This is a genomic window from Mangrovimonas sp. DI 80 (assembly GCF_001975575.1).
Taxonomy (GTDB): domain Bacteria; phylum Bacteroidota; class Bacteroidia; order Flavobacteriales; family Flavobacteriaceae; genus Mangrovimonas_A; species Mangrovimonas_A xylaniphaga.
Map to the genome: position 1 here is coordinate 811,392 of NZ_MSDT01000002.1, position 20,219 is coordinate 831,610.

13 protein-coding genes are annotated in these 20,219 nt (G+C 33.6%); 4 read left to right on the plus strand and 9 right to left on the minus strand.

Features of this window, described 5'->3' with window-relative positions:
- Positions 1-34: 34 nt before the first annotated feature.
- From BKM32_RS04235 to BKM32_RS04250, 4 genes are all read left to right on the plus strand, one after another.
- Positions 35-529: a YqiA/YcfP family alpha/beta fold hydrolase gene (locus BKM32_RS04235; RefSeq protein WP_076662666.1), complete on the plus strand. Its 495-nt coding sequence runs from the start codon at positions 35-37 to the stop codon at positions 527-529.
- A 236-nt stretch (positions 530-765) separates the two neighbouring features.
- Entirely contained in the window at positions 766-1,218 is a 453-nt protein-coding gene (locus BKM32_RS04240; protein WP_076662667.1) for a hypothetical protein, read from the plus strand.
- A complete protein-coding gene (locus tag BKM32_RS04245) occupies positions 1,208-1,549 on the plus strand; it encodes a cyclic-phosphate processing receiver domain-containing protein (RefSeq protein WP_076663046.1) in 342 nt (113 codons plus the stop codon). The genes BKM32_RS04240 and BKM32_RS04245 overlap by 11 nt, the downstream gene beginning before the upstream one ends.
- Positions 1,550-1,660: 111 nt before the next feature.
- On the plus strand, positions 1,661-2,776 hold the full coding sequence (locus tag BKM32_RS04250) for a Fic family protein (RefSeq protein ID WP_076662668.1): 1,116 nt from the start codon (positions 1,661-1,663) through the stop codon (positions 2,774-2,776).
- Between the two features lie 156 nt (positions 2,777-2,932).
- On the opposite strand, the gene BKM32_RS04255 is transcribed toward BKM32_RS04250, so the two are convergent.
- The 9 genes from BKM32_RS04255 to brxC form a co-directional block, all read right to left on the minus strand.
- Positions 2,933-5,251 (minus strand): hypothetical protein, encoded by a 2,319-nt coding sequence (locus BKM32_RS04255; RefSeq protein WP_076662669.1) that lies wholly within the window; start codon positions 5,249-5,251, stop codon positions 2,933-2,935.
- 212 nt (positions 5,252-5,463) lie between these two features.
- Positions 5,464-5,736: a hypothetical protein gene (locus BKM32_RS04260; protein WP_076662670.1), complete on the minus strand. Its 273-nt coding sequence runs from the start codon at positions 5,734-5,736 to the stop codon at positions 5,464-5,466.
- Positions 5,733-6,074, minus strand: a complete 342-nt coding sequence (locus tag BKM32_RS04265) for a hypothetical protein (RefSeq protein ID WP_076662671.1) — start codon at positions 6,072-6,074, stop codon at positions 5,733-5,735. The genes BKM32_RS04260 and BKM32_RS04265 overlap by 4 nt, the downstream gene beginning before the upstream one ends.
- A gap of 15 nt (positions 6,075-6,089) precedes the next feature.
- A complete protein-coding gene (brxL, locus tag BKM32_RS04270; RefSeq protein WP_076662672.1) occupies positions 6,090-8,141 on the minus strand; it encodes a protease Lon-related BREX system protein BrxL in 2,052 nt (683 codons plus the stop codon).
- Between the two features lie 12 nt (positions 8,142-8,153).
- Positions 8,154-10,388, minus strand: a complete 2,235-nt coding sequence (locus tag BKM32_RS04275) for a hypothetical protein (protein ID WP_076662673.1) — start codon at positions 10,386-10,388, stop codon at positions 8,154-8,156.
- A gap of 2 nt (positions 10,389-10,390) precedes the next feature.
- A complete protein-coding gene (locus tag BKM32_RS04280) occupies positions 10,391-12,466 on the minus strand; it encodes a DUF262 domain-containing protein (RefSeq protein ID WP_076662674.1) in 2,076 nt (691 codons plus the stop codon).
- On the minus strand, positions 12,466-12,939 hold the full coding sequence (locus BKM32_RS04285) for a hypothetical protein (protein WP_076662675.1): 474 nt from the start codon (positions 12,937-12,939) through the stop codon (positions 12,466-12,468). The genes BKM32_RS04280 and BKM32_RS04285 overlap by 1 nt, the downstream gene beginning before the upstream one ends.
- Entirely contained in the window at positions 12,940-16,608 is a 3,669-nt protein-coding gene (locus BKM32_RS04290; protein WP_076662676.1) for an Eco57I restriction-modification methylase domain-containing protein, read from the minus strand.
- Positions 16,609-16,612: 4 nt separating this feature from the next.
- The gene (gene brxC / locus BKM32_RS04295) at positions 16,613-20,218 is read right to left on the minus strand and encodes a BREX system P-loop protein BrxC (RefSeq protein WP_076662677.1); all 3,606 of its coding nucleotides are present in this window, start codon (positions 20,216-20,218) and stop codon (positions 16,613-16,615) included.
- Position 20,219 lies beyond the last annotated feature (1 nt).

Below are 20,219 nucleotides of genomic sequence, written 5' to 3' on the forward strand. Positions count from 1 at the left end.
TAAAAGTTAATGACATTTTAAAACAAATTTCACCATGAACATATTATACCTACACGGGCTTAATGGTAGTTTGAGTCCTGAAAAGCGAACTATTTTGGAAAATTATGGGACTGTATATTCGCCATCAATTGATTATGAATTGGATCCTAATAGTATTTTGAGTATAGTTGAGAAGTTTCAGGAAATAGATATTAATGTGGTTATTGGGAGTAGTATGGGAGGTTTTGCAGGATATTATATTTCCAATGCGTTACAGCGACCAGCTCTGCTGTTTAATCCTGCCATAGCTCATCGCTCGGTGCAACAATTAGTGCCTGAATTGGAACAGCAAAAGAGTAATTTCAAGCAAATGGTATTAGGAAGTGCGGATGAAGTAGTAGATCCAAGAGAAACACTTCGGTTTTTGGCGAATACAGTGGATTTGCAACCAGAATATCAGATCCATCTGCGTAATGATCTTGCACATCGGATACCTGTGGAGGTGTTTGAGGAAGAAGTGAAGGCGTTTTTTGGACAGTTGTGTTATTGAGGGGTAAAAGTGAGGAGCTAGAAACATAAAGTTGGGAGGGGAGCAAGGAGGAGAGAACAAAGAATCAAGAAGTAAGAGCCAAGATTAAAGAGGCTTTTCAGTACAATTTCTAATTAATAATGAAAAATGGTGGATTTGGCAGTGCGCAAAATGTAAGGTGGTCAAAGGTGCTTTTTTCTTTAGTGGCGGGTAATCGGGACTGAAAACCTTAGGGGTGAATTTAAATACTAGATTTTATGGTTAAGCATTTTGAAGAGCTCAGCTCTTTTGACAAAATGGAACGTTTATTTAGCTATGACTTTATTAAAGAAAGCTTTATAAAGTGTGTGGCTCCAGAGGCGGTCTTGGATAACCTTACAGTGGTTTCTGGAAAGCAATATTCAGACGGAAATGAGGATATTCCTTTGGAATATTTCCAAATTAATTCTTCCAATGTTAGTATTTTGTTTTTTCTTAATACTGATGTTCGGTTGCAACAATTGGTTGGAGAAAGAATACCGTATATTAGACAACGTAAACTTATTGCCGTGGCTCAAAATCAATTGCAACCAGATCGGTTGAATTGCGAGATTCGCTCCTTCAGCAAGATTTCTTGGAGAGTGGCAATGTTAAAGGATGGGATGTCCTTACGGAATCTGTTTCTGATTGCAATGGAAGAACTTTTGGATGATTTTCAAAATGAAGAATGAAAAACTATTTTTAGATGATGTCAGGACGGTGGATATGGTCTATGACGAGGGAATGGTAGCCAATTTTGATATTGTACGGACTTATGAGGAATTTGTTGGCTATATCATGACAAATGGCTTACCTGAGTTTATAAGTTTTGACAATGATTTAGGACTGGATGACCATGGTGAGGTTGCCCCCGATGGATTAGCTGCGGCCAAATGGTTGGTTTATGAGTCAGGGCTTGACTTAAGAAATCTTAAGTTCAAAGTTCATTCTGCAAACCCTGTGGCTGCTGAGCAAATTAGAGGACTTCTAACAAATTATATTTCCTTTTTAAACAAAATATAAAGGCAAACTGGTTTCCCAAATGTGAAGATTTATGTCTTTTGAGCTAAAAAGGGATGTTTTATAGCTCAAAATTTAGCTATATTTGAGCTATAAAGTTGTAAAATATAGCTCATGTCACGAAATATTTGGAATTGGCAGTCTAAAGAATGGCCGCATTTTAGCTATGATGAAGACGCCTTAAACGCATTGGAACTTCAGTTTTCTAAAAATATAGGCACTGTTTTAGGAGCGTTTAGGCATGTTAGTGACGACCAACGAGAACAGTTTATAATTGAAATTTTATCTAATGAAGCCCTTAAAACTTCTGAGATAGAAGGGGAGTACTTGGATAGAGATAGTATACAATCATCGATTAAGCGGAATCTTGGCTTAAGTGTGGATAAAAAGAGAGTGCCTCCTGCGGAGTTTGGTATTTCCGAAATGATGGTGGACCTCTATAGAAACTACAGTGATACACTTACACATGAATTATTATTTGATTGGCATAAAATGCTTACCAATGGCAGGCGTGATTTAATCGATATAGGTACTTATCGTACCCATGAAGATCCAATGCAAGTAGTTTCAGGAAGGCTGGATAGGCCAACGGTTCATTTTGAAGCACCACCATCTGATGAAATGCAGAAAGAAATGGGGCAATTCGTCGATTGGTTTAATCAAGTGCATACACAAGGAAATGATACGTTATTACCTCTTGCCAAAGCTGGGATTGCACATCTTTATTTTGTAAGTATCCACCCCTTTGAAGATGGGAACGGACGTATTGCACGTGCTTTGGCAGAAAAGTCTATTTCCTTGAGTATTGGACAGCCCGCCTTAATTACCCTTTCCAAAACCATTGAAGTCCATAAAAATGCCTATTATGATGCTTTGGCTAATAACAATAGAACATGCAACATTACAGATTGGCTGCTCTATTTTGGTCAAACCATTTTAGATGCCCAAGAGGATACGCTTAAGCTTATTGACTTTATCATTGAAAAGGCTAAGTTTTTTGATAGGTATTCCAAGCAAATCAATGAGCGCCAATTAAAAGTCGTCGATCGTTTGTTTGCTGCAGGTCCACAAGGTTTTTTAGGAGGTTTAAGTGCAGAAAACTACACCAGAATTGCGAAAACATCAGCCTCTACCGCCACACGTGATCTAAAGGACTTGTTGGATAAAGGCATCCTACTAAAAACTGGCTCTTTAAAAGGGACTCGGTATTGGTTAAATTTTTACGGGTAATTATACTTTCCATATTTAATTGGCGTTATCTCGAAAAGTCAATTCTTTTTAATACTTAAATCATCTCTTTTAAGGAGGCAGCGGATTAATTGGAGTATAAATTGTTCCAATTTTATGGAGTTATTGAAAAAAAGAATCTTCTTAAATGAATAGAACTTAAAATGGTAATATTTTTTCAAAATCACTTTCAATTCCTTGCTCTAAACTTGGGTCTGATATTTTGATTTGTACAATTCGTCTATCTTTTTTCCAAAGTAAGAGCCAAATGAATGATAAAGCTATTTGTACTTTAGGATCGCTGTTTAAATCTTCTTCTTTATAACCTGCGTTAATCCAATCTAATTTTAGTTTTGGCTTCTTATTTAGCTCTAAAACTGAACTGTAAAGTTTAAGTTCATCAGATATGACATTCAAATTATGCTTTTTAATTTCATTTTCGTTGAGGTCTCTTTTGTATATTCTTGGTAAATCATTTTTATTCAATACGAATAAAACATCTTTTAATAAACGATGAGTAGAGTATTTATAAAGAATATCAAAATTAGATTTTTCAAGAATTTCTTTCAGCCTATAATTAATATTAAACCCTATTATAATTATATCTTCTTTTTTAGTATCACTATTAAAGAAACTTGATAATGCGTTTAAAATATTTTCATTATGAACTAAATATCTTTCTGTTCGAGCAACTGTAAAAGAACTCGGGATATATTTGTCAATTGAATTTGATACTATTGAATTTGCAAGAACTTCATCGAAATTAAGATGAGGTATATCATCATTGACAAAGGCAGACTTCGGCATTAAATCAATTGCCCCATTTACAACTAACTTTGGGCTTTTATCATAAACAACATTTTTATCATAATTTAACAATATATCATCGTAATTAGATAAAGCCTTTTTGATTATATTAACACTATTATTTTCAAATACCTCAAGTTTTGTAGACGAGATCTCTTTTACTTCTTGAGTATAGTTAAGTTTTTCTTTAACTAATTTTTCAACTTCCAAAAGATGCTTTTCTATTTCACCTTTCTTTTCTTTAACAATAACATTCAACCCAACAGATTTTAAAAGTTTCTTGTTGATCATTATATCTTTTAAACAAATAGTAAAAAAAGGAATGTTCTGTAACAATTCATTTAACTCTTGCTTTCCCTCTGGAAGAGTTGGAAAGCCTGTATGATTCTGAAAAGTATAATATTGATGTAAAGAAAACTGTCTAATATAAAGCAAACATAAGTAAGAGCAAATCCAATATTTAACCTTATAACTAACTCCGTAATTATCTAAATTAGGAAACTTAAAATAAACTTCAATTTCTTCAATTCTTAAATTTGATCTACCACTAAACCTTATAAACCAATAAAAAATATCATCTATAGATTGAGGGAGCAAAACATAGTTAGGTGGCGATGATGATGAATAATTAAAAATATAGTTTAATGTCTCATATTTATTTTGTTGAAGAAGCAATCCTCCCAAGGTATAATTGAACTCTAAAAACCTAATTCTTTCATCTTGTTTTAATTGAATTTCTTCTTTATTTCTAGGTTCAATTTCTCCATATTCATAATCTGGATATATTGTAAAAGCGTAATTACAATACTGGTGCGCTTTTGACCAATAGGATTTAATATTCTTTTCTTTTCCTAAATTTAAAATTAAAATATCCCATAAATTTCTAAAAGTAAGTTCTGAAATCCTAACTTGGTTAAACCCTTTGCCTAATAGCCACCACCCAGAAACAGAATTGTATTCAAGACTTTTGGTCAAAAAGTTATTGTGATTTAGTGTCTCTAAATTAATTCTATACACCAAATCATATAACTCGGCAGAGTATTCGACACCTTTATTCTTTAATTCTTCAAATCCATGTTCCTTAGTACATTTTAAATTATCAATCTTATTTAGGTAATCAACTCTATCCTTATCAAATTCATCCCAATAAAAGCCAAGTAGTTCCTCTTGTAAATGCGTATCTTGATTTCTTATCGTATAAAAAGCAAAATCATTTATTCCTCTTAGCAGATATTTCTTTGTTTCAGTATCCCCATTGAAGTTCTGATATTTGTTAATAAGATATTTTAGTAATTTAACAGGATTTCCATTAAATAAAGTGACTACCCTAATCCAAGATAAAAAACAAAAAACTAAGAATGCTGTCAACAACAGTACTATTAATTCTGCTGAGTTATTAATGAAAATATTATCCCAGCCAAACCAAGGTTTAGCATTTATTATTAATAAAATAAAAGAAGTAATTGTAGTTAATAGAATATACTGAAAAATTGAAAAATTGAAGTATTTAAACTTAGGCTCTTTTGAAATCCATTCCAAACGAAAAATATTGGGTAGATAATTGGAGTTGTATTTGTCTCCAATTTTGTTTATTTCAGTTATTATTATTGGATAAGCAATACCGAAAATTGCTATATCAATACCTACACATATTTCTATTATATACTTCACTATACAACGGTTAAAAACACATCAAACAAATTATTTAAAAATCTTTTCGGATCACAAATCTGACTTAAATTTAATGGAAACTAGGTTTAAAATCATCAACCCTAATCGTTATAAATCGCGGGTAGACTTTTAGACTTATCTCTATGTACTTCTCTTTGAAGTATAAACTCAATTATTTATTTTACAAAAGGATTCTTGAGATTTGGGCCTAATTAATGAGACTCTAAAACATTATAAGGCCATGAATAATGGGAATAAACAAATGGTTTACCGCCTTCTTTGGAGGTAATCTTTGCTTTGATTTTAAATTTGGCACCTACAGGGTAATCTTCGCTTAAACTTTTCGAACAAGCCACATGTATATCTGGTTTAAAGGGTTCTTGTCCTGCAATAGGCTTTATGTGTACTTTTCCATGTAAACCAGATAGATTTTTTGGAATAAAACTTTCCACAATAATCTCAGCATATTTTTTGTCTTTATTCATACTTCTTGGTTTTCCTCGGTAATTTGAGATATAATACGCATCAAGTAATTAATTTCATTTAGTCTTTCATGATCTGTTAAATCAACTAATTGATTATTTTCGACTTCAATATTTTGATATCTCACGTACGTTAAAACAGAAAATAATTTAAATAATGCATTACGAGAGTTTAAGTTTGGGTCAGGTTGATTAGCTATCTCTAAAGCTCTTTTTACAACTGCAATCATTGGATACCATCTATTTTTATAGAGAAAGCATTGTAAATCTCCCCTATTATTAAAGGCTAAATCTCCAGTATTACATTCTCTAATTGCTTCTTCTAAATGTTCTAAAGTCATATCTATATTGTTATGTTATTCTCCTAGTAAAGCCTTTTGCATTAACATTTGATTGTTAGAATAGAAAGGAACATCTGTGTTGCCTAAAACAGAAGCAGGAACACTTGCTAATTCTGATAAATTATCCATAGGCACAATTACAGTTTTAGCTCCATTTTCTGATAACATCGTTATTTTATCTGCAAAACTAATTGCTCTTTCCACAGCTCCTCCAACTGATAGATTTCCAAGTACCGCTAAGCCTGGTTTTAAATTCTTCTTATAAATAGCGGAAATTATGGCAATGTAAACGGCTGATCCTATCCCAGTAGAGATGTTTGCCCCAAGCATGTTAGTTACCTGAATAGTTACATCAAAATTCTTTAATGAGTGTTGTTCACTAAGAATGGTTTTCTCATTAGCCTTAATATACTGGAAGGTGTTTTTAATATTTTCTTTTACCTGAGTATTGCTAACACCAGAAATGTTTAATTTTCCCGATCCAGAGGTTATTACGGCTTCAATTCTAACCAAAGCCATGTTTTCACCATCGCTGGTTGATGTATAACATACTCCTGGCTGAAGAGGTGTGTTTTCTATTAAATGAGATCCCTTTTCTTCAGGAAGCCCTACATAATGTTCTTCTTGGGTTTCTTTATCGATATATGAGAAATTAGTATCCCAAAACTCCATGCCTCCAATTCTCTTTAATTGCTCCTTAACTCTACGTCTCATCTCAATAGCAATTTCAAGGTATTCCCTAACGTCTTCCTTTGTATAATTCCCATCGGGATGCATCAATTTTATAAAGCCTGACACGGTTTTCTTAACGGGCTTTGTATCACGTTGTTTTAAATGAGCACCTAGCGTAAAAAATTCTTCAATAACATCTGTGTATGTTACTTTGCGAAATGATTTTAAACATTCTGAGAAGTAATCGGTACTAAAACCAAAATTGCTTGTAAAATTGGTCGGTGAAAATTTAATCATTTCCCAACCAGGTAAATAAAAGTGGATTCTATCTAAAAATGCGGTATCACTATTTACTTCATCAGATAAGGCGCTAAACAAATGACTTGTTTGAAGTACGGTTTCTACTGGCTGATTGATATTGCCATTTAAGATAATTGAGGCGACTCCCGTTATTTCTCCACCAGCTCCAGCCCTTGAAAAGGAACCTGATTCCATATAGTCTTTCATCAAAGGAATGGCATCTTTCTCTTTAAAAATCTTATCTGTAGACTCATCAAAACAAATTGCGTCCCATTGTCCAACGGCTCCCACTTTACCAGTGCTTCCATGGACAAAGAGTTTTGCAACAGTTCCTTGACCTCCTGAAACAAGTACTGCGTAGGGTGTAAGCTCTTTAAAAACAAATGACTTCCCTGTTGAACGCGGGCCTAATTCAATAAAGTTGAAATTTGATTCAACCATCGGAATTAATCTGGAGAGCAAAAGCATTTTAACCCGTTCAGTCATGCCTTCTGATTCAGGCTCATAACCGCAGCTGCGTAGCAATACATTCAGCCATTCCTTTTTATTAAAATGGTAACGTTTTTCTAGTAGTTTCGAATTATCAAAGGAAGATAATTGTATAGGTTTTATATCTTGAATAATAAACGGTGTCCCCTTGGTTCCGTCCTTTGAAAAGGCGTCATATTCAATATCAATAATGGCCCAAATTCCACCCATGAGCATTTTATCATGAGCACTCACCATAGCATCGGATATGACTCCGTTTTTGATGTTGCTGTTTTGTAAATGCGCCCAGTAAACATCTTTTGAGGTGTCAAGCTTAACGGAGATTTTATCTATTATCTTGTAGGTTCCCTTTTCCCTGATTCTAGATTGAATTAAGTCACTTTCTTCGGGATTAACATAATGCTCAGAAAGTACTTTTTTCACATTCGCCATCCCCTCCTTGATCTTTTCTTCGTCATCAGTTGAACAAGAGTTTGCAATAAGGTATTCAAGTACAAATACAGGTACATTTGCCCCAACTTTTACCAATCTAACAAGATCTTTTTTTACAACAAAACCTCTAAAGGTTTCTAAAAGTTTGTTATCCAAAGCGTCTAATGTTATCATATACTCATCATTTTACAGTAAACCTCCCAAATCCCTAGCAGAGCTTTTTAAAACAGAAGTTTTATCCAGTTGTTCTTTTGTTTCAACATCTAATACCTTTATTTCAATTTGCTGATGCGAATCAAATTGGTATTCCTTTTTAATCTCTTTACCTTTTTCTATGGTAATGATATCACTCCTATTAATTTCTTTGCCTCCAGCAAAAAACATTAAGATAACTTTTCTTTCCACAGCAAACAGGCTACTTGATTCTGATACACCTTTTAACTTTATGGAAAACAAATTCCCTGTAACCTCTTTAAGTTCAGATTTGTTTGAAATAACAACTTCTAATCTGTCCATTACTGTGTTGACGTTAGTCCATTTGAAATAAGGAATTAGGGTTTCTTGAGGAGAGATGCCTCCGTGGCTAAAACCATAGACACCTGGTGTTTTAAAGGGCCCAAGTCTTTTTGCAAAATAGCAATACTGAAAGTTTTTATACGGAAGTTCTTTTTCAATCAGTAAGTTGTTGTCTACTTGCTGTTTGGTTTTAGTACGAATATATCTTTCGCTTTTATCAATCTCCCCTGAGAAGGCGATTTCTATTTTATCTGAACTTTCCAAAATACCACTCAAAGTAAAACCATGATCAGTAACCAAGTATACCTGCTTATATCCATTTTGAAGCAATTGCTTTATTTTTGATGCATAAGTAGCTGCGACTTGGTCAAAATATTTTAAAGCTTTTTGTTGATAGGTTTCTCCTAGTTTATCAGGATCTTTATAACTACAAATAAGGTAAATTGCTTTATCGGTAGTTTCATTTACATTTTCTAAATCGATGAATTGGATATCTTTATCAGTATTATGTTTAGATAAATAGTCTTCCCTTTCTTTTTTCGATCCAAGTATTACTCCTGAATTTACATATAGTTGACTCATGTTGTGCTCCGTCTCCGATGGTAATCCAGCAAACAAATATTTTTTAGTCAGCTCATAATTCGATTTTCCAAAGGCTTCAATGATGTCTTGTGCAAATTCCCAAGAAACGCCATCTCCAACAATAATGGCGGTTTTATCAGAATGTTGATCCAGTATTTCCTGTATTTTTCCTGTTTGATTAGATTTATAATCATCAATATAACGGAACCATTTATCTAAATAGAGAGTAGCTAAATTTTTGTAATAAGCTTGCCATGGTTCGATTATTTCTTTTTGAGTCAAGAAAACACTATACAATTTGCGAATAGCACTATCTAATTTTGAAAAATGTTTAATATAAAAATCAACGGCTTCTTTAAATGAGCTTATCTGGTTGATGTTTTTTTCATCAAACTCAAGTAAAACTTTTACTTCCTTCCAAAACGTTATTCCCAAGCTACGTGCGGCCTTATTTTCATTTCTTTGATTTACCTTAGGGAGTACAGAGGTAATAAATGAACCATTCTGTAGCTGTGTGCCAATTTCCCTGAAACATAATTCATCAATTTGTAAAAAGGGATGAGAGGGATGAATATCAAATGGATTAGCTTTTTTGCCCGTTTTATACTTTTCAAGATAGTTATCAAAAGATGCTCTGTAGCTTAAACTATCAAGCCAAGTTTTATAAACATTTAAAAGTAGCGGGTTGATATTGTTGTTCCATAGGCCATCCAATAGGCAGTTTACAACTTCAGAAGCTAAAGTGATAGCTGGTTTTTCTATATAGGTCTGTCCAATTAATTCTGTTACTTTTTTGAAGAAAATTTTTTGTGTGGGAGTATCAAACCTATTTACAAACGATTTTGGATCATGCAAAAATGGAAGTAATTCCTTTTCCAAATCAAAAATTTCAGAAGCTCCTTTATGGCTTAAATCCATCCAGTAGGTCTGATCTTTGCCAACACTTACTTTAGCTGCTGAAATCAACTCTTCTTTTGGAATATTAATGTTAAGATTTAGATGCTGATTTACCTTTTTCTTAATGTAATGATCAAAATATTTTATTTCTACACAACCATTGGTTTCACAATATTCACGAACAAATTTTAAGTCGCTTTTGGCTGTAGTGGTATAGATTAAGAACTTTTCCCCGTTTGTTCTAGATTTTTCAATTTCATATTTTGCTTTTAGCTCTTCAATTTCATTTGCAACACCGTAAATAGAAACAGCTTCTTTTAAATTGTCTAAAAGGAAAAAAGCTTCTTTGGATTCATCTACAAATACAGCTATGGAGTGATTCTTTAGTATCTTATCTACGTCTTTTTTAAACCAATTGTCTATCATAATTAATTTTGTAAAGTAGCCTCTGGTAATTCAGTTTCTTTCTGTTTAATTAATAAAAAATCTAAGCCTAAAACTTTGTATTTGGTTTCATCACTCATAGCCCCAAAATCTTCTCCAACATAATCACATAAAAACTTTAGCATTTTTAGACCTCGATCTAAAACCTTTTCAGGAGTCCATTCAGACTCATTTGCAACAATCATAGCGCTCATGGAATCATACTTATAGCCTCGATTAAGATACCTTTCCCCCTTATTACTTTGATCTACTTTGTATAAAAAAGGGTCATTTTGAAAAGAGGAATTATCACTTTTAGATAAAGCTAAAAGGTTGCCCAAGCTATTTGCCAATTTTCTGCGTTGTTCTGGGGTGTATTCTGTAAAATGACTCCAATTATTTTGTATTCTATTATAAGCATCTTCCACTTCAATTTCCTCCTTACCTTTTTGCTCTGCATAAGCTTTCAAACTAACTGTAGCACTTTGAGGGTAAATGTGTTCAATACTATCATTTTTCACAAAATCACTCCAAGCTATGGCTGAACTTTCTGTTGAAGTTTTGTTTTTGTTCCGCAGATGTTTGTCATATTGATATAATAAATAGAACCGCCCAGACCATTTGAAGAATCCTTGTTTATGACCTAATTCAAATAGCTCATAAGTCTGGTTTGCAAACAAGTGAAACCTGTAATACCAAGAAGTATAAATTTCTATGGCTGTTTTAGTCTCATCCGCTGTTTTGTTTTTGACATAAACCTGATGAGCCAATTCATATATTTTACTATCTCCTGTATTGCCTCTTTTATCTGATAAATCGAAAAGTTTAAAACTAAACTTTTCAAGGGTTTTAATAGTTCCTACAAAATCATTTCTGTCATCTCTGGTTAAAATAGCTAATAGTATAGGCTTAAAAGAGGCTTTTAGACCAACATGATGAATACCTTGTATTGCCTTGCGTATGGTTTTATCAGATTCTTCAAAATAATTAAGGTTATGCAGCTTATTAAACCAAACAGAACACTTTTGAAGGGATTTTATGTAATCCTTAATATCCTCTCTTTTTAAACTACCATTATAAACATTATCTAGGCTAAAGTGCTCATCAAACAAAAAGTTAGCATATACATTGGCTTCATCCCTGCTATATTTATTAAAATATGCAATCCAGTGATTTTTTATAAAATCTTCATCATCTAAAGGACGTGCTTTGTTTTGCCCTAAAGACTTGTAAATGGTTATCCAAGCCTTATTAATGCTGTTTTCTAAGTTCTTTTTTTGAGCTTTATTTAGGTTGATTTCTTCAATTGAGCTACTTGTAACTTGGTATTTGTCGTTTAGATATAGTAATCTATTTTTTAATTTTTCTAGTTGCGACAACGGTTTACCTCTGTTGTTCATAGTCTCAAACACCACATATTCATCTAATTCTTCTGGAAGTATATATTCATTAAGCTTGAGCTGGGTAGTCACTCTATTAAAAAGAGATTGAACATCATTTTCTTCGTTTTGAAGATATATCGAGACCATACTCTCAAAGAAATGCTTTGCCTTTAATAAGTTCTCTGTATAAGTGCTTTCTTCGCTATCATCTTCTATTTCATCTAAAGACAAAATATGTTTTCTAAAAAACTTATCACTCGGATTGTCCTTATCATAGCCAAAAATATAGGCGTTTACCCCCTTATTAATAAAAAGATATTGCATCTCTACATCACCTTCCCGAATACCAAGGACGACCTTTTGTTTCTTAGCCTCTTTTATAATAACGCTTAATAAAATCAAAATAGAGGTAATACGTTGTTGTCCATCAACAATAGAATACTGCTTAAAGTTTGGTAGCCAATTATAATCACATGGTTTTACTTCTACTAAGGTTAGTAGTCCGGTATAGTGCCATTTACCTTCTGGAATATTAATGAGGTCATTCCATAAATCAATTAATTGACCTTTTACGTTTTTTAGTGGCTCCTTACTATCAGGATTCACTTTCTTGTTATTAGACCATGCATAACCTCTTTGATACGCTGGTATGCGTAAAATTCTATTTGTAAAGATTTCGTGTATTGAATGTAAATCCATTAACCCTGCAAATTTTTAATTCTTAATTCAATTTCCTTCTCGTCGAAACCAATCCATTTATTGTTAAGTCCCTTTTTTAATCCCGAAATAATCCATCTGCCATATCCTTTTTGTTTTGCATAATTATCTGCTAGATATTCACCATCAATACCATTTATATTAGGATTAAACACATGACCAATTTCATGTAGTAAGATTGCAATGTTTTCTTCAGGTAGCATTGCATTGAACCTATTTGCATCAATATTTATCAGTATTAGATTTCCTTGGTTATTAGCTGAAACATCACTTAATCTAATTGTTGATGAAGGAGAAACCGACCTTATGAAAATGACATTCAATTGAATAAGAGAATCAATTTCTTCATCACTTAACAAATCACAAAATGATTCAAAAGTTCCATTCGCGTATAACAGATTTACAAGACTTTGCTGTTTAAATAACTGCCAAAATTTCCTTATTTTATCTTCCATTTACCAATCTGCGTTTAAATATTTTTTTAACTGGCCTGCGTTAAGTACGTCGTAGGCGATCATTTTTTTCTTTTGTAATGGTGCTATGTTTTTACCTACGCCATCATCTAAAACAGGATTATAGCCTTCTGCCAACAACTCATCAATTTTTTGTTTAAAACTCTCTATCTCTTTGAGCTGCTTGTATATTTTATCCAACTCGTTTTGCTCGGAGGCTGATAAGGTGCTTTTAGCCCGTAAATCACTTTGACGGTTTTCTAATGAGCGTTCTCTTTGCTCTATGTAACGAGAACGAATACTTAATAGCTTATCTCTATTCCATTTGTAAATGATGATATAACAATCAAACCCTTGCTCTGGCCCACTGGTTAAATGCCAAATAAAGGGCGTCATTGGTAAGTGTCTAAATAAGTTTAAATGATTTGAAAATACATTAAAGAAACGGTTGTTTATGAAATCATTGAGTTCTCTCCCTAATACACTATCAAAAGTGGAGTATTGTGCCATAGAAAAGCCTTTTTCAATAAACTTTTCTTCAATACGATCCAGCAATACTTTTTCGCCTGCATTGGGTACTAATGGGATAATACCATCATCATCTTCCATAAGGATTTCTCGCAGTAAATCTGCCAAAAATTCCAGGGCCAAATCATTCATGCGTTGTTTTGGGACAATGTTACTTTCCTTAAACAAATACCAAACATTGATAGGGTTTATTTGGTGGTGAATACAAAACTCTTCTAAATCATTATTGCTTTGGAATAATTGTTGAAACTGATTTGTTATAGTTTCTTTAGTTAATTCATCAAACTCTTGCTCGGGTAAGCTTTCAATATAATCTTTGATATTGTCTAAAGGAAACTCTGCAATCTCATTAGTTAAATAGGATCTTTTGGCATTAGGACTTATTGGCAAACCACCAATACTCTCTCCTTTTTTTTTCAAAATCATAGCTTTGTCACTCTCGGATAATCCAAATAATTTGAAACAATGTTCATCGATAATAGCTTCATTTATGATTATCTGTGATTTTAGATTAATTTCATATGTTAAGAAAGTTTTAACTCTTCCAATTAGATCAACCTTTAAGTTATTAGAAAGGGGACTTAATTTAAATTGTAATTCAATAATGTAATTTTGATAAATAGTGTTATAGATGTTATAGTTTCTTTCACTTAGATTTTCTATATCACTTGATATGGAATCATTATTATTGAAAAGTGGAATTCTTTCAATATCACCTACCGTGATGTTTACAGTTGGATTCAAGGTATAGCTGATATAACTAACAACTTTAGAATTCAATACTCCTAAAGCATAAAAGGGAGATTCATCTTTGTCCTTAGGGAAAATTCCTAGATCCGCATCACTAAATAATACTTCAGAACTCTTGTATTTAAAAGAAGGTCCTTTAGAGCCCACTCTAGGGGTTACAATTCCTTCTCGAAAATAGAATTCGCTACCTGAAAGACTAGAATATTTTTCATTTTGTATGTTGTCTATATTATTTTCTAAATCAATACAAGTCCAAACTGCTCCATACCATTTTATGTATGGCCCACCTTTGCTAATCGGCTTATATCTATCATTAATTACTTCGTTCGTAAATCGTAAATATTTTTCATTTACTCCTGGATTTAAACCTCGAGAAACATCATAATTAAATGCGAGGGATTTTTCTCCAAATTTTTCTCTAAAGTCATCACTAATCCAATAAATAAAGGGAGAAGATTTAATAAGATTTAATTTTGATTGTTGTAAAACAAAAATTCTATCGTCAGGATTTTCATTTATTAAATTGATTAAAATTTTCTCAAACAACTCTTTCTTCTCTCGTTCTTGAACAGTATTTGAAATATAGAAATATGTCCCAATTTTATTTAGAATATTGGATTGTCCTTTACCAATAACGTAATAACAGGCATCCAAGCTTACGTTAGAGTCGAAAACATTGATTCTATCTTGCCCATGATCAATAAAAAGTTCAATAAATGAATAATTAATTATGAACTCCCTTACATGTTCAAAAGTTTTAATGAACATAAAAGTATTTGGATGGATCATCGCAACTTTCCCGTCATTATTGGTTAGCTCAAAACAACGTTTAATAAACGTAGCATAAAGGTTGGTGTGAAACCTATATGGTTTTTTATAATTTGATTCAATAAACTTCTTTAGGTCTGGCCCAAAATCACCACTATCTGTATAAGGAGGGTTGGCTGTAGCCACATCATATTTTTGGGTAATGAGCCTTAAAAAGGTAATGGCATCTTTGGTTTTATCGGTTAAAAAGGAGTTGCCTTGTTGGGAAGCATGTTGCACAACAGCGGTCTCCAAATTAGATAAAAAGGCGTTTTCAAAGCGTTTGTATTCTTCCAATTCTTGATCGCCAAAGAGGGTGATGCCTCTTTGGTCCACTAGACCATGTAGTTTTAGGCTTAGTTTTTCCTCCAATCTCACCAAGGAACCAAACTTATAGGCTTGTTGTAAGTCGGTCCAAATTTCTTCTATGATTTCTAATTGTTTGGAATCTGTAGTTCCCTTTTTAAAAATGGATGCTACGTCTTCAAAATCGGGAAGGAAAAAATCGGAGCTTACAATGTTAAACTTAAGCTTACCAATGCTTCTGCGTTTTTGTTTGGCCTTGATCCATAAGCCCAACTGTGCCAACTGTATGGCACGATCGTCTAGATCTATCCCATGCAAATTGTTTTCTATAATAAGTTGGGGGATGTCATCTTCATCATAATCGGCTCCAAAATTATCAATCTGATCTTGGTACAATCGGTAGAAAAACTCAAAGGCATATAGTAAAAAATTTCCCGATCCTGAAGCGGGATCAATAAGCTTTATCTCATGTAAAGGTTTTGTTTCTCTAATACGTGTTTGAGGCGCCTTTGCAATTTTATAATCATATTTTATATCCGAGTCTGGATACATTTCCAGATAGAGTTTCCCAAGGGAATTTTCAACTAAAAATTCTACCACCCAGCGAGGGGTATATAAACAAGCTTGAATTCTAACTTTGTCAAACTCAATCTTTTCAGATGAATCTTTTAATTCCTTTCTTTTTAATGTATTATAGCTTTCATACAACCACCCTAAAATATCATCGCTTTCCCAAATATCATCGGCAACTTGGTTATCTTCAGATACCGCATTAAATGCTTCTATGATTTCATTAAGTTCAATGACATATGGCAGTAAGGCATACGGGTAGTTTTTATGAAACAATGGGATAGATTCCCCCAATTGGTTGAACTCGTGTTTAAAGTATGCTCTAAGACCTTCCAGTTCCTCATGGCGCATATCTGGGTTTTCCTCCAACCACATTTTATGTCCAAAAGAGCGGTCGCCATGCTCTGCTTCTTTGGTCACCATGGGGGGAAACAATTGATGAGCTTCCATTACTTTAACTGCAGCCAATCGGTTAAAAAGTGTAAAGGTTAGTTCATCTAAGGCTTTTTCCCTAGCTTCTATATAGCTACCTGTTTCGCCTGAATGACTTTTTATGAGCACCTCAATTTTATTCCGTTTCGAGTGTAGGTCGGCAGGTATTTTATCAATACCTACCATTTTGGTTGGCCCAACCCCTAAGCGGGAAAATTGGTTGTTGAATGCCTTATAAATCAATAAGCGGATATGCTCTACGTGGTCGCTTAATTTCATTTGGTTAGTTGTTTACGGTTACTTCAACCTCATCATCGTCTGGCATTCCTGCCATGGCTTGTATTTGAGCTGCTAATAATTTTCGATACTCGCCTGCGGTCATGACCTTTTTAGCAATACCTAACTGCATTTTCTTTGGCTGTTTTGGCTGCCCTGGTTCGCTTGGCTTGGGTGCTTCTTTTATAAAAGACCCTTTAATGAGTTCCAGTTCAGAGGCCTTGGATGGCGCTAAGGCTATATAGTTGATAATGTCTGACAAAGAGAATTTAGAATCCTGGCATTCTATGTGATACTCCAATTTAACACTATAGATAATTTTGCCCTCGCAATAGTTCATTAGGGAGTTTAGCTTATCGATATTGTCTTTGTTAAGTTCGGCAGGATAATTATTGGCTAAATCGTCTTGGGCATTCTTTATGGCTACTTTTAAACTGTCATAAGCCGATGACATTTGTGATGCATTAGTGCTCATCAACTCGTAATAGGCATCTTTAATGCTTTGGGCAGCATTTTGGATGTCTGCAAATTTTTCCATGACATCCTTGTCCATAGCATCATGGAAAGCTGCCGAATTAGTCTCAATTTTATTGTGTTGAATACCTGCCTTTTGCAACTCATTGGTGACTGATTGTACAAAGCGTCCAAAGCCTTTAATTTTATCCAGATTTCTCTTGATAAATTTCTCAGCTTTGATGATACTCTTGATGGCTGAAACATATTCCTCTTTAGTGTTTAAGAAATCTTCCGCTTTATCAATATAATTGGCCTCTGTAGTTTTACTGGTGTATTGCTGTAAGACATCTTTTTGTTTAACTATTGATGGAAACAATTTATTGAAATCGGGCACTGTACCTTTCAGGGCATTGAGCGTCGTAATTAATTTATCGGCCAATACAGAAATGGCATCTGCAACATCAAAATCACTGGCTTTCCAAGCTAATTTTTTCTCTGTTATTTTTTCATATTCAAGGTCTAATAACGCCTGTACAATTTGATTCTTTTGGGTAGCACTTAGCGTTTTTGTGATGGATTTATAACGCGCAGTTTTAAATTTTGTACTGGAGTTAAAAACCTCGTGAGATGCTTTATCTGTATATGAAAAATACTCCGTATCATTATATTTAACAACCAATCCCCCTGCCCTAAACAGTACAGCTAGTGCTGTAGAAATAGAGCCATAAGAATACCCCCAAGGAGCCATAGATAATTCGTCTTCTAGACTTTTACCGTCAATATATCTGGTTTTTATTTTATCGGTTATTTCTTCAATCACTTTTAAATGATCACCAACAAAGTTCCCTTTGGTGTCAAAAAACTTAAACTCATCCCCAGAAAAGAAACGATGTAGTTTTTCGTCATTGGATTCATTCAGCAATTTAGGTCCTATAGCTTCAGAAAGTTGACTTGACAGTCTTTTGGTATAAATGTTTTTGATGAGCTTTCGCTGAATGTCATTTATAGACCCTTTAAAACTGTCTTTGTTTAAAAGGTTTTCATCGAAAAGATAAACCACAGAGCCATTGTAGTAGGCGGCTTCGATGAGGTTGATTAAGTCCTTTTCCCTTTCTTCTTTTATGGTTGAAAACTCCCTAATGATTTGACGTTTATTGGCATCATCATCATTGCTATATTTTTCTTCCATATAGCCATATCTCTTAACTTCCTCCAAAAGTCTATCAATTGTATTGAATTGACTATTATCGGGTACAAGTGATATTACATCCTTGGAAAATTGAGTGTCCAATTTTAAACCTTCAATGAAATCTTGTCGGTCTTCATTGATATTAAAAAGGCTGTATGCTGTTAACTTTAGATTTTTATTGCTTGAGGATATAATTTCATCGTCAAGATCTGTCAGAACATTGAAATTGTAAGAAACAGAGTCTTCATTGATTACTGAAACCTGTCTAAATTGAGATAACTTTTTTAAATACCCTACTAATTCTCTTTTCTTAATAAATAACTCAACATCAAAATCTTTCATTTCCTCCAATAGCTTACCTTCAAGATCTGAGGTGATTTTGTAATTGCTATTGGATAATAACAGAATTTTCGATTCTACCAATAAATTCAAGGCTTCCTCAACTTTTGGCTTAACATCATAATATCTAGAAATGTCGTCGAGATAAACTTTGGTTATATTTTCAACCGTTGGTGATGCCAGCTCTGACTCATTTAAAAAATGTAGCGATTTTAGCAGCAACTCTCCATCAAGATTTATAGAGCTATTTTTTAAAATACTTTTCGCGTTACTGTATTTGTTAACTAGATCTGAAGGAGGGGAAGTTTGCGCTTCGGTACATAAATCGTGAGCTGTAGTAAAACTATAGAGTTCTCTATCTCGCATTTCCTTTCTTAGTACATCAAAAGTGGTAATAATCATTCCTCTTGCTGCAATTTGTGTTGCCACAAGGGCATTTGAGCTGAAAAGGAACTTTTGTAATAAATCGAACTGGTATTTATGAAACGGGTAATACGTTGCAAATTGATCTGCCGATTCGGTTTTTGTTGGAAAAGATGACTTTAAATTGGTGGCATCACTAACAGATCCCTCGTTCTTTTTGAAGTAGTTTACAAGCTTTGAATAGGCATCTTCTTGCTTCAACAATAAACGATTTCGGATAATGACATCTACTTCTGTGGATTCTAGGTGTAACTTTGTTTTGAATCTGTCTGTTAACCTTGTTAAGTCTTTTCGGTTGACATTGACATTGTTGATAACATCATCCAATTTTTCTTGAGCTATAGCAATGGTCCATACCTTGTTGCTAATACTTGAAAGACTTTCAGCTAATCCTTCTAGATCTAACAAAGTGAACTTCTTTTGGCTTATCGCTTCGCTGGTTTCATCGAAAATAAAAACAAGGTTCTGGTTTGGGAATTTTGTCAAGTACTTTTCCAGTTCTTCTTTAAACTTGCCAGCATCAAAGTTTTGGATGGCATAGCTATAGGTGTTTTGAGTGTCCTCATATTCTGCATCAGTATAGTCCATGGCGGCATAAACTCTACGCATGGCACGAGCCACATCACGATTGGTTTTCTTTATCTCTTCCCATTCTTTCCCGAATAACGCTTTAGCCTTTTCTTTCAGAAAATCATACTTGTCATCCACAAAAAGCTCGTATTCCATATAACCATATCGGTCCTCCCGAAAACCAAGGCTCTTTAAAAAGCAGGAGAATAAAGTGAAGGCTAAACCATTGTCTGTGTTTTGTTTGGCGATATCTAGAAAAATTACCTTGCTATTGACGGAATCTAGTTTTCTAATGTCGTTTTCAATTAAACTTTGGTTGGTTACACCAGATAATCGAGGCATAAAACGATCTCGAGCAGAAGTTCCGTTTATTATCGGGTTATCTATTAAATAACCAAGCATTTTACCGAAATAGGATTTCCCTGAACCGTAGAACCCAGAAAGCCAAACACCTGTTTCTTTAATGTTACTTGTATATTGAGATACAAACTTTGATAAGTGTTTGCCAAGCCCATCGGTTATAATATATGATTCAATTTCAGACTGAATTTCATCTTGCGACTTATCTTCTAAATCAATTACATTCTTTATGTCTTCTTGAAGGTCTAGTTTTAGTATATCCTTGATGGTTGTCATA

Excerpts from the sequence above, each read along its gene's own strand:
- BKM32_RS04290 (WP_076662676.1), bottom strand. The coding sequence starts at position 16,608 with ATGAAATTAAGCGACCACGTAGAGCATATCCGCTTATTGATTTATAAG.
- BKM32_RS04250 (WP_076662668.1), top strand. The coding sequence starts at position 1,661 with ATGTCACGAAATATTTGGAATTGGCAGTCTAAAGAATGGCCGCATTTT.
- brxC (WP_076662677.1), bottom strand. The coding sequence starts at position 20,218 with ATGACAACCATCAAGGATATACTAAAACTAGACCTTCAAGAAGACATA.
- BKM32_RS04265 (WP_076662671.1), bottom strand. The coding sequence starts at position 6,074 with ATGACTTTAGAACATTTAGAAGAAGCAATTAGAGAATGTAATACTGGA.
- BKM32_RS04240 (WP_076662667.1), top strand. The coding sequence starts at position 766 with ATGGTTAAGCATTTTGAAGAGCTCAGCTCTTTTGACAAAATGGAACGT.
- BKM32_RS04285 (WP_076662675.1), bottom strand. The coding sequence starts at position 12,939 with ATGGAAGATAAAATAAGGAAATTTTGGCAGTTATTTAAACAGCAAAGT.
- BKM32_RS04260 (WP_076662670.1), bottom strand. The coding sequence starts at position 5,736 with ATGAATAAAGACAAAAAATATGCTGAGATTATTGTGGAAAGTTTTATT.
- BKM32_RS04275 (WP_076662673.1), bottom strand. The coding sequence starts at position 10,388 with ATGATAGACAATTGGTTTAAAAAAGACGTAGATAAGATACTAAAGAAT.
- brxL (WP_076662672.1), bottom strand. The coding sequence starts at position 8,141 with ATGATAACATTAGACGCTTTGGATAACAAACTTTTAGAAACCTTTAGA.
- BKM32_RS04235 (WP_076662666.1), top strand. The coding sequence starts at position 35 with ATGAACATATTATACCTACACGGGCTTAATGGTAGTTTGAGTCCTGAA.
- BKM32_RS04280 (WP_076662674.1), bottom strand. The coding sequence starts at position 12,466 with ATGGATTTACATTCAATACACGAAATCTTTACAAATAGAATTTTACGC.
- BKM32_RS04245 (WP_076663046.1), top strand. The coding sequence starts at position 1,208 with ATGAAGAATGAAAAACTATTTTTAGATGATGTCAGGACGGTGGATATG.